Source organism: Clostridium sp. LS3 (genome assembly GCF_055330225.1).
Window position 1 is genome coordinate 3792501 of record NZ_CM143921.1, and the last position, 12500, is coordinate 3805000.

The 12500-nt window shown below is 37.0% G+C and carries 4 protein-coding genes and 4 rRNA genes (2 of these 8 cut by a window edge); all 8 read right to left on the reverse strand.

The features are described 5' to 3' along the window. Nucleotides 1-2857, reverse strand: a 23S ribosomal RNA gene (locus ACZJV1_RS17890); it reaches 49 nt to the left of the window's first position. Between the two features lie 242 nt (nt 2858-3099). Then, nucleotides 3100-4615 (reverse strand): 16S ribosomal RNA (locus ACZJV1_RS17895). Together the 16S and 23S rRNA genes form the textbook arrangement of a ribosomal RNA operon. 446 nt (nt 4616-5061) lie before the next feature. Beyond that, on the reverse strand, nt 5062-6150 hold the full coding sequence (gene glgD / locus ACZJV1_RS17900; RefSeq protein ID WP_463650956.1) for a glucose-1-phosphate adenylyltransferase subunit GlgD: 1089 nt from the start codon (nt 6148-6150) through the stop codon (nt 5062-5064). A 16-nt stretch (nt 6151-6166) separates the two neighbouring features. After that, entirely contained in the window at nt 6167-7327 is a 1161-nt protein-coding gene (locus ACZJV1_RS17905; protein WP_411169160.1) for a glucose-1-phosphate adenylyltransferase, read from the reverse strand. A gap of 199 nt (nt 7328-7526) precedes the next feature. After that, nucleotides 7527-9962, reverse strand: coding sequence for a glycogen/starch/alpha-glucan phosphorylase (locus tag ACZJV1_RS17910; protein ID WP_463650957.1), 2436 nt, complete (start codon nt 9960-9962; stop codon nt 7527-7529). Between the two features lie 23 nt (nt 9963-9985). Then, nucleotides 9986-11419: a glycogen synthase GlgA gene (glgA, locus tag ACZJV1_RS17915; protein WP_463650958.1), complete on the reverse strand. Its 1434-nt coding sequence runs from the start codon at nt 11417-11419 to the stop codon at nt 9986-9988. A 292-nt stretch (nt 11420-11711) separates the two neighbouring features. Beyond that, nucleotides 11712-11828, reverse strand: a 5S ribosomal RNA gene (rrf, locus tag ACZJV1_RS17920). 55 nt (nt 11829-11883) lie between these two features. After that, a 23S ribosomal RNA gene (locus tag ACZJV1_RS17925) occupies nt 11884-12500 on the reverse strand; it runs 2289 nt beyond the window's last position.

The window sequence follows — 12500 nt, forward strand, 5'->3', positions numbered from 1 at the left end:
CACTTACACCTCTGACCTATCAACCTTGTGTTCTTCAAGGGGTCTTACTAGCTTATGCTATGGGAAATCTCATCTTGAGGGGGGCTTCACGCTTAGATGCTTTCAGCGTTTATCCCTTCCCGACTTAGCTACCCAGCCATGCTCTTGGCAGAACAACTGGTGCACCATAGGTCAGTCCATCCCGGTCCTCTCGTACTAAGGACAGCTCCTCTCAAATTTCCTACGCCCGCGACGGATAGGGACCGAACTGTCTCACGACGTTCTGAACCCAGCTCGCGTGCCGCTTTAATGGGCGAACAGCCCAACCCTTGGGACCTACTACAGCCCCAGGATGCGACGAGCCGACATCGAGGTGCCAAACCTCCCCGTCGATGTGGACTCTTGGGGGAGATCAGCCTGTTATCCCCGAGGTAGCTTTTATCCGTTGAGCGATGGCCCTCCCACGAGGTACCACCGGATCACTAAGCCCGACTTTCGTCCCTGCTCCACTTGTGGGTGTCGCAGTCAGGCTCCCTTCTGCCTTTGCACTCTTCGAACGATTTCCGACCGTTCTGAGGGAACCTTTGGGCGCCTCCGTTACTTTTTTGGAGGCGACCGCCCCAGTCAAACTGCCCACCTAACAATGTCCCGTCACCAGATTCATGGCGTCCGGTTAGAATCCCAATACTGTCAGGGTGGTATCCCAAGGATGACTCCACTAAGGCTGACGCCCTAGCTTCTCAGTCTCCCACCTATCCTGTACAGACAATATCGAAACTCAATGCTAAGCTACAGTAAAGCTCTACGGGGTCTTTCCGTCCAATCGCGGGTAGCGAGCATCTTCACTCGCACTACAACTTCGCCGGATTTGCAGTTGAGACAGTGCCCAAGTCATTACGCCATTCGTGCGGGTCAGAACTTACCTGACAAGGAATTTCGCTACCTTAGGACCGTTATAGTTACGGCCGCCGTTTACTGGGGCTTAAGTTCACACCTTCGCTTGCGCTAAGTGTTCCCCTTAACCTTCCAGCACCGGGCAGGCGTCAGCCCCTATACATCAGCTTACGCTTTAGCAGAGACCTGTGTTTTTGCTAAACAGTTGCTTGGGCCTATTCTCTGCGGCCTGCTCTCGCAGGCACCCCTTCTCGCGAACTTACGGGGTCAATTTGCCTAGTTCCTTAACTGCAATTCTTCCGATGGCCTTAGGATTCTCTCCTCATCTACCTGTGTCGGTTTGCGGTACGGGCACTACTTCTCTCTCTAGATGCTTTTCTTGGAAGCATGGAATCAGATACTTCGGCCAAATTGGCCTTCCCCATCACACCTCAGAATTGTTAAGACGGATTTTCCTGTCTTAACTCCCTAAATGCTTAGACTAGCATTTCCAATCGCTAGCACATCCTATCCTTCTCCGTCACACCATCGATAATAACGATAATAGTGGTATTGGAATATCAACCAATTGTCCATCACCTACGCCTTTCGGCCTCGGCTTAGGTCCCGACTAACCCTGGGCGGACGAGCCTTCCCCAGGAAACCTTAGATTTTCGGCCTGTAAGATTCTCACTTACATCTCGCTACTAATGCCAACATTCTCACTCGTAATCAGTCCACCGCTCCTTACGGTACGACTTCAGCCCGATTACGACGCTCCTCTACCGCTCAAGTTAAACTTGAACCCGTAGCTTCGGTGGTAAGTTTGAGCCCCGGACATTTTCGGCGCAGGATCTCTCGACTAGTGAGCTATTACGCACTCTTTAAATGAGTGGCTGCTTCTAAGCCAACATCCTAGTTGTCTTAGAAATCCCACATCCTTTACCACTTAACTTACACTTTGGGACCTTAGCTGACGATCTGGGCTTTTTCCCTTTTGACTACGGATCTTATCATTCGCAGTCTGACTGCCGGACTCATAGTATATGGCATTCGGAGTTTGATAAGGTTCGGTAAGCGATATGCCCCCTAGCCCATTCAGTGCTCTACCTCCATTACTCATATCCGACGCTAGCCCTAAAGCTATTTCGAGGAGAACCAGCTATCTCCGAGTTCGATTGGAATTTCTCCGCTATCCACAGCTCATCCCATGCTTTTTCAACAGCAACGTGGTTCGGTCCTCCACGGGGTTTTACCCCCGCTTCAACCTGGCCATGGATAGGTCACCCGGTTTCGGGTCTACGGCATGCAACTAGTCGCCCTATTAAGACTCGGTTTCCCTTCGGCTCCGTACCTTAAGTACTTAACCTTGCTACATACCGTAACTCGTTGGCTCGTTCTACAAAAAGCACGTCATCACCCTCATAAGGGGCTTTGACCGGTTGTAGGCACACGGTTTCAGGTTCTATTTCACTCCCCTCCCGGGGTTCTTTTCACCTTTCCCTCACGGTACTGCTTCACTATCGGTCATCAGGTAGTATTTAGCCTTGGGAGGTGGTCCTCCCTGCTTCCCACAAGGTTTCACGTGTCTCGTGGTACTCTGGATCAGAACTCTAAACTTCTTCGTTTCACTTACGTGTCTATTACACTCTATGGAGCAACTTTCCAGTTATCTTCAGTTACAAATCAGTTTATTTAATGCTCTGTCCGCAACCCCAGAGATAAATCTCTGGTTTGGGCTCTTTCCCTTTCGCTCGCCGCTACTAAGAAAATCGATTTTTCTTTCTCTTCCTCTAGGTACTTAGATGTTTCAGTTCCCTAGGTTTACCTTTCTGCAGCTATTTATTCACTACAGAATACATGGGGTTTCCCATGTGAGTTCCCTCATTCGGAAATCTTCGGATCACTGGCTATGTGCGCCTACCCGAAGCTTATCGCAGCTTATCACGTCCTTCATCGGCTCCTGATGCCAAGGCATTCACCATGTGCCCTTTGTAGCTTGACCTTTATGGTTTTATAAATTACAAAGTTATTCACAAAGAATATTTTTGGCTTGTTGTCACTTCTCAATTAACGTTGTTAATTAAAGTTGTTTTTATTCATGTGCAATTTTCAAAGAACAATAAGATTACAAACGTAATCTTATATTGAAGGATTTTGGTCCTTCAAAATTGAACAGAAGTTAAGTTTAAACCTTCTTCTAAACTTATACTAGATAAGCATCTTGCTTACTAGATTTCTCCATAGAAAGGAGGTGATCCAGCCGCAGGTTCTCCTACGGCTACCTTGTTACGACTTCACCCCAATCGCTGACCCTACCTTAGGTCGCTGCCTCCCTTACGGGTTAGCTCACGAACTTTGGGTATTGCCAACTCTCATGGTGTGACGGGCGGTGTGTACAAGGCCCGGGAACGTATTCACCGCGACATTCTGATTCGCGATTACTAGCAACTCCAGCTTCATGTAGGCGAGTTTCAGCCTACAATCCGAACTGAGACAAGTTTTATAGTTTGGCTCCACCTTACGGTATTGCGTCTCGTTGTACTTGCCATTGTAGCACGTGTGTAGCCCTAGACATAAGGGGCATGATGATTTGACGTCATCCCCACCTTCCTCCCGGTTAACCCGGGCAGTCTCGCTAGAGTGCTCAACTTAATGGTAGCAACTAACAATAGGGGTTGCGCTCGTTGCGGGACTTAACCCAACATCTCACGACACGAGCTGACGACAACCATGCACCACCTGTCATCCTGTCCCCGAAGGGACTTCCTCGATTAAGAGTAATGCAGGAGATGTCAAGTCTAGGTAAGGTTCTTCGCGTTGCTTCGAATTAAACCACATGCTCCGCTGCTTGTGCGGGCCCCCGTCAATTCCTTTGAGTTTTAATCTTGCGACCGTACTCCCCAGGCGGAATACTTAATGCGTTTGCGGCGGCACAGAGGTCATGACAACCCCTACACCTAGTATTCATCGTTTACGGCGTGGACTACCAGGGTATCTAATCCTGTTTGCTCCCCACGCTTTCGAGCCTCAGCGTCAGTTACAGTCCAGAGAGTCGCCTTCGCCACTGGTGTTCTTCCTAATCTCTACGCATTTCACCGCTACACTAGGAATTCCACTCTCCTCTCCTGCACTCTAGACTTCCAGTTTGAAATGCAGCACCCAAGTTGAGCCCGGGTATTTCACATCTCACTTAAAAATCCGCCTACGCTCCCTTTACGCCCAGTAAATCCGGACAACGCTCGCCACCTACGTATTACCGCGGCTGCTGGCACGTAGTTAGCCGTGGCTTCCTCCTCAGGTACCGTCATTATCGTCCCTGAAGACAGAGCTTTACGATCCGAAGACCTTCATCACTCACGCGGCGTTGCTGCATCAGGGTTTCCCCCATTGTGCAATATTCCCCACTGCTGCCTCCCGTAGGAGTCTGGGCCGTGTCTCAGTCCCAATGTGGCCGATCACCCTCTCAGGTCGGCTACGCATCGTCGCCTTGGTGAGCCGTTACCTCACCAACTAGCTAATGCGCCGCGGGCCCATCTTATAGCGGATTGCTCCTTTAATTGCTTCTTCATGCGAAAAAGCAATGTTATGCGGTATTAATCTTCCTTTCGGAAGGCTATTCCCCTCTATAAGGCAGGTTGCCCACGTGTTACTCACCCGTCCGCCGCTAGGTTTGTTTCCGAAGAAACTCCCCTCGCTCGACTTGCATGTGTTAGGCACGCCGCCAGCGTTCGTCCTGAGCCAGGATCAAACTCTCAATAAAAAGTTTAATCTCTTTGCTCAAATTACTTTGAGTCTTAATTTTAAGACGTCTAAAAGAATTGCTGGTTTGTTTACTTAACTTATATTCTGTTCAATTTTCAAAGACCATTTTCTTCGTCGCCCTCAAGCGACTTTCTTATCTTACTATCTTCAAGCTAATTTGTCAACATTTTTTTATAAACATTTTTTATCAATATTTTTAATATTACTAATGTTTAATGAAAATGTTTCTCGCCCGAAGACATAAAATATAATATCATGTTGTTTATTTTTAATTCTAAGTATATTTTTTAAAATAGAGTTATTTTTATAACTTTTCTATAAATTTATTTATTTTCCTCTTTTTTTCTTATATTGATACGTGTGGAGTAGTTGTTCTATGTATTATACAAGATAATTATAAAAACCATATAAATTCAGTATATATGGTTTTTATATATCTATCTATTAATTTATAGCGGGATAATTATTATATCCATTTATAATATTATTCTCATTTATTTTATTTCCTGAATTTAATATAGTATTATTTACTATGGCGTTATTTTCTATTATACAACTCTCCATTATAATACTATTTCTAACTATAGCTCCCTTTTTTATTTTTACTTTTCTTCCAATTATACAGTTTTCTACTTTACCTTCTATATATGATCCATTTGCTATTATTGAATTATCAACTTGACTTTCCTTTGAATAGTATGTGGGAGCTTCATCCTTTTGTTTTGTGTATATAGGATTATTATCATAAAATAATTCCTTGTTTATTTTTTCATCTAGAATTTCCATATTTGTATTAAAGTATGAGTTAACTGAATTTATGCAAGCTAAATAACCACTAAATTCATATGATCCTACTTTTAAATTTTCTATATTATCTACTATATACTCCTTCACTTTCTTATATAAACCAGTAGTTATGCTATCCTTTATTATATCTATAAAGAAACTTGTTTTCATTATATACATTTCCATATTTATATTGGTGTTCTCTTTTCCATACTTAATCTTTTCTATAGATTTTACTTTTTCTGATTTATCTAAATTTATTTCTTCACAATTTAAAAATTTTTCATTAATCTTATTTAGTTTCTTATATATAATTGTGATATCATCTTCTGACTTTTTATGATTTTCTAAAGCCTTTTTATAATCTATATTACAAATCATATATGAAGGAGCTATTATTATATATTCTTTTCTACTATACTTTATAAATTCTATATTCTCTATAAATCCATGTATATCATCATATAATGGATCATATTCACTATAATTAAAAACTCTTAATCCGTTGTTTTTTCTATGCAAATCCCATGGTCTACCATTACTTAAATGTTTCATAAGATAATAAGATTTCTTCTTTGTAAATATGCCTATACACTCTACCCCTGAGTTAGTTAAATTTGATAATATGAAATCTATTATTCTATATCTTCCTGCTATAGGCATTGATGATATTGTGTTATACCTAATTAGCTCTCTTACTCTCTCTTCACTTTCATCTAAATTTATTATTCCTATACAATCTTTCATGTATTTTCCTCCTAACTTATAATACTTCAGCTGGTTCTAATGTAGTCCCACTTTTAAGTTCTTCTCTAGAGGCTATAACAGCTATTTTATTACCGTCTCCGATTTTACATCCTCTTCTTATTATTGCATTACTTCCAACTATAGCTTTGTTTATAATTACATCATCTTCTATTTTTGCATCAGGCATAATTACAGAATCTTTAATTATGGAGTTTTTACCTATACTTACTCCTTGAAATAATACTGAATGATTTACTTTCCCTTGAATATTACACCCTTCAACTATAAGAGATTCTTTAACTTCTACATTATGCCCTATATATTGTGCTGGTCTTGCTATGTTCTCAGAATATATTTTCCATTCGTTATCATATAGACTCAATTTATTATCTATATTTAATAAATCCATATTAGCTTCCCATAAGCTTCTTATTGTACCTACATCCTTCCAATATCCATCAAAAGGATATGCAACTAACCTCATTTTCTTACTTAACATATTTGGTATAATGTTTTTTCCAAAATCATTACTAGAGTTTATGTCATTTTCATCATCTTTTAGAAGTCTTTTTAATACACTCCAGTTAAATATATATATCCCCATAGATGCTTTTGTACTCTTTGGATTATTTGGTTTTTCTTCAAATTCATATATTGATAAGTCCTCTCTTGTGTTCATTATTCCAAATCTACTTGCCTCTTTTATTGATACATCTATTACAGCTATTGTTGCATCTGCCCCCTTTTGCTTATGAAACTCTAGCATTTTATCATAGTTCATTTTGTAAATATGATCACCAGATAGTATTAGTATATACTCTGGATCATATCTATCTACATACTCAATATTTTGATAAATAGCATTTGCAGTTCCCTTATACCACTTACCACCCTTTTCACCCTGATATGGTGGTAATATTCTTACACCTCCATCTCTCCTATCTAAGTCCCAAGGTGCTCCTATCCCTATATGAGCATTTAGCTCTAATGGTTTATATTGAGTTAATACTCCCACCGTATATATACCCGAATTAGAACAATTACTTAATGGAAAATCAATAATTCTATATTTCCCTCCAAAAGGCACTGCTGGTTTAGCTAATCTTTTGGTTAACACTCCTAATCTTGATCCTTGTCCTCCAGCTAAAATCATTGCTACAATTTCTTTTTTACCCATCCTATCCTACTCCCTTAGCTTAGTTATATATTAATTTTATTAAATTCTAAAAGTATTTCTTTATATAAATATGAGTAAGATTTTAGTTATATGTTATGTAATAGTATTTTTTAAAAAACACCTAGTAAACTTCTTATTCTAAAAAAATTTACTAGGTGTTTTAATAATTTAAAAATCTTTATATAATACATGCTCTTCTCTATAAATTTTTATATAGTACATCTGATCCCCAAATTCCAGTAGCATATTCTTTTATGGTTCTGTCTGACGAAAATATTCCTGAGTGAGCTATATTTACTCCACACATCTTCTGCCAATTATACTTATTATTATATAATTGATTTACTCTTATTTGTGCTTTTATATAACTATCAAAATCTTTTAATACAAAAAATTCATCATTATATTTCAGTAAGCTATCATATATTACTCTAAATTTTTCTTTATCATATGAATAAGTTCCATCAATTAAGCTATCTATAACTCTTTTTATCCTAAAATCACTATTATATATATCCCATGATGAATAGCCACCATTTTTATAATAATTTAAAACCTCATTTGCAGTTAGCCCAAATATTACTATATTATCATCTTTAACTTCATCCTTTATCTCAATATTAGCTCCATCTAAAGTTGCTATTGTTAATGCTCCATTCATCATAAATTTCATATTAGATGTGCCTGATGCTTCTTTTGTAGTTGTTGATATTTGCTCACTTAAATCTGTTGCTGGAATTATTTTTTCAGCCAATGAAACTCTATAGTTTTCCATCATAACAACTTTTATTTTATCTTTTACCCTATGATCATTATTTACTTTATCAGCTATAGATGTAATTAATTCTATTGTATTCTTTGCCAATAAGTAACCAGGAGCTGATTTGCCTGCAAAAATAAATGTTCTTGGATTTATATCCATATTAGGGTTTTCTATTATTTTATTATATAAGTCAATTATTCTTAGGCAATTAAGTGTTTGCCTTTTGTAAGCATGTATCCTTTTTACTTGAACATCAAAAATTGAATAATGATCTACTTGAATACCTGATGAATTATATATATCATTAGCTAATTTTATTTTATTATTTAGCTTTATATTATGAAGTTTTTCTAATACGCTATTGTTGTTTAAGTGCTTTTCGAAGGAAATTAAGTCCATTGGATGTCTTATAAATCCTTCACCTATGGTTTCTTTTAATAGATTCGTCAATTCTGGATTAATTTTTAGTAACCATCTTCTATGAGTTATTCCATTAGTTTTATTATTAAATTTATTGGGATATAAATAATAGAAGTCTGACATTTCTTTTTTCTTAAGTATTTCTGTATGAAGCTTAGCAACTCCATTTACACTATGGCTTCCCACTATGGCTAAATTGGCCATTCTAACAAATCCATCTCCAATTATAGCCATCCTGGATATCTTATCCCATTGTCCTATATATTTATTCCATAATTCCTTACAATATCTTTCATTTATTTCTTTAACTATCATATATATTCTTGGCAATATTTTTTTAAACATATTTATTGGCCATTTTTCTAATGCTTCTGCTAAAATAGTATGGTTTGTATATGAAATTGTATTTTGAGTTATTCTCCAAGCCTCTTCCCATGATAATTCTTCTTCATCTAATAATATTCTCATAAGCTCTGGTATAGCTAGTGTCGGGTGAGTATCATTTATATGAATTGCTACTTTTTCATCTAACTCAAGTATATTATTATTATATTTTTTATAATATCTTATTATACTTTGTAATGCTGATGATACAAAAAAGTACTGTTGTTTTAACCTTAGCATTTTGCCTTCATAAAATGAATCTTCAGGATATAGAACTAAAGATATTGATTCAACTGAATTTTTATACTCTATAGCTTTTAAAAATTCTCCTCTACTAAAGGATGAGAAGTCAAACTCATTACTAACAGGTTCAGCGCTCCATAATCTTAATGTGTTAACAACTTCATTTTTATACCCAACTACAGGAGTATCATATGGGATCGCTAAAACAGGCTCATAGTTTACATGTGTAAACATTAGCTTCCCATTTACAGTTTCAACCTTTACATCTCCACCAAACTTTACTACTTCAGCCTTATCTCTTTTTTGTATTTCCCATACATTCCCTGATCTTAACCAATTATCAGGAACTTCTACTTGCTTCCCATCTATAATTTTTTGCTCAAAGAATCCATATTTATATCTTATGCCGCATCCATGTCCTGGAATGTTTAATGATGCCATTGAATCTAAGAAACATGCAGCTAATCTACCTAATCCACCATTTCCAAGTCCTTGATCTTGCTCTAAATTCTCAAGCTCATCTAAGTTTATATTTAAATCCTTTAGAGCTTCTCTACATATTTCTCTTATTCCTAAATTCATTAAAGAATCTCCTAGTAATCTCCCCAAAAGAAACTCCATAGAAAAATAATATACTTGCTTTTCACCAGTACTTTTATATCTGTTATTTGTATTTAACCATTGTTCTGCAATATAATCTCTAACAAGCCCCCCTAAGGCCTCATATTGTTGTTCTTTTGTACCATCTTCTAATGTTTTTCCATGTATCTCTAAAAATTTTCTCCTATAATCCTTTTTCAAGGAATCTCTATTTATATCTAGCATAATTTTCCCTCCGCTAAGATAAATTATCTATTAATTACATCTATATATAGTTCTTTATACTCTCTTGCTGATTTTTTCCAGCTATTATCAGATTTCATGGCCTGTTCTACAAGTGAACTCCAAATATTTTTATCATTATAAATATTTAATGCATATTCTGATATATTTATTAATTCACTACAATTATAATTTTTAAACCCAAAACCGTTACCTAAGCCACTATATTGATCATAGGGAGAAATTGAGTCTTTTAGCCCACCTGTTTCTCTTACTATTGGTAATGCGCCATACCTCAAAGCTATAAGTTGACCTAATCCACACGGTTCAAATAGTGATGGCATTAAAAACAAATCTGATCCAGCATATATTTTATGCGCTAGCTCATTGTTAAACTTGATATTTACAGATACCTTATCATGATATATATAATTGAACTTACTTAAAGTTTCTTCATAATCTTTATCTCCAGTACCTAGAATAACTAATTGTATATTTTTTTGTAGTATCCTATCGAGAGCATTTATTATTAAATCACAACCTTTTTGATGAGTTAACCTAGATACCATTCCAATAACTGGTATATTCTTGCTTACAGGTAATCCCAATTCCATTTGTAAGCATTCTTTATTAATTTGCTTGTCCCCTATATTTTGCAGAGAATAATTTTTATATATATTTTTATCAGTTTCAGGATTATACTCATCATAATCTATACCATTTAAAATTCCCTTTAAAGCACAACTTTTATACTTAAGTAATCCTTCTAACTTTTCTCCATATTCAGCAGTCTGAATTTCTTTTGAATAAGTATTACTGACTGTAATTATCTGATCACAATAATTAATACCACCTTTAATAAAACTAACTCCCCCATATAATTCTATGCTTTTATTGAAATATGCTTCATAATTATACCCAAGTAATTCTGGTAAAATCTCTGGTGAAAAAGTTCCTTGAAAAAGTAAATTGTGTATAGAAAAAAATGTCTTTATATTTGTGTACATGTCTCTATTTTCATATTCAAATTTATATATAACAGGTATCATTCCAGTTTGCCAATCATTACAATGTATTATATCTGGTATCCAATTCATTTCTCTTACAAATTCTAAAACTGCTTTATTAAAAAAAATAAACCTTTCTGCATCATCATAATATCCATATAAATTATCTCTATTAAAGTAATATTCATTATCTATAAAGTAATATTCTACATCTTTATATATACAATTAAAAATCCCACAATATTGCCTTCTCCATCCTACATCAACAAAAAAATATTTTATAAACTCTAAATTTTTACTAAATCCATAATTCATATTTTTATATTTAGGTACTATAACTCTTATTTCTACTTCTTCATTATTTAATGCCTGAGGTAATGCCCCAATCACATCCCCAAGTCCTCCTGTCTTAATAAATGGATCTGCTTCAGATGCTACCATTAATACTCTCATACAATAACCTCTCCTATGACTTAAAATTTATACCATATTAAAATGTATGAAAATTATTAAATAGTATTCTTAGTAAAACTTTTTATGTAAATAAAAATAGGAGCAAACCAAGTAAATGATTAAACTCCTTCTATATGATTTATAGTTATGTTTAAAATAATTATCCACAAGATATCTAAAATTATTAACATTTCTTTTAATATTTTTATAAAATTGTTAATAATTTGTTTTTATAAATTTATAAAAACAAATAAAAAAGACTTAAGAATTAAATTCTTAAGTCTTTTTAATGACCTGGCAACGTTCTACTCTCCCACACAGTTTCCCATGCAGTACCATCGACGCTGTAGAGCTTAACTTTCCTGTTCGGAATGGAAAGGAGTGTTTCCTCTACGCCATCATCACCAGATATCAGAGTGTTCTCTGAAAATTGCACATGAATTATTGCCAAAATCTTTTAATTATTGGTCAAGCCCTCGACCTATTAGTATCAGTCAGCTAAATATGTTACCACACTTACACCTCTGACCTATCAACCTTGTGTTCTTCAAGGGGTCTTACTAGCTTATGCTATGGGAAATCTCATCTTGAGGGGGGCTTCACGCTTAGATGCTTTCAGCGTTTATCCCTTCCCGACTTAGCTACCCAGCCATGCTCTTGGCAGAACAACTGGTGCACCATAGGTCAGTCCATCCCGGTCCTCTCGTACTAAGGACAGCTCCTCTCAAATTTCCTACGCCCGCGACGGATAGGGACCGAACTGTCTCACGACGTTCTGAACCCAGCTCGCGTGCCGCTTTAATGGGCGAACAGCCCAACCCTTGGGACCTACTACAGCCCCAGGATGCGACGAGCCGACATCGAGGTGCCAAACCTCCCCGTCGATGTGGACTCTTGGGGGAGATCAGCCTGTTATCCCCGAGGTAGCTTTTATCCGTTGAGCGATGGCCCTCCCACGAGGTACCACCGGATCACTAAGCCCGACTTTCGTCCCTGCTCCACTTGTGGGTGTCGCAGTCAGGCTCCCTTCTGCCTTTGCACTCTTCGAACGATTTCCGACCGTTCTGAGGGAACCTTTGGG

What these genes read in the sequence shown, in the direction of transcription:
- ACZJV1_RS17905 (WP_411169160.1), bottom strand. Translation starts at nt 7,327, where the DNA reads ATGGGTAAAAAAGAAATTGTAGCAATGATTTTAGCTGGAGGACAAGGA.
- ACZJV1_RS17910 (WP_463650957.1), bottom strand. Translation starts at nt 9,962, where the DNA reads ATGCTAGATATAAATAGAGATTCCTTGAAAAAGGATTATAGGAGAAAA.
- glgA (WP_463650958.1), bottom strand. Translation starts at nt 11,419, where the DNA reads ATGAGAGTATTAATGGTAGCATCTGAAGCAGATCCATTTATTAAGACA.
- glgD (WP_463650956.1), bottom strand. Translation starts at nt 6,150, where the DNA reads ATGAAAGATTGTATAGGAATAATAAATTTAGATGAAAGTGAAGAGAGA.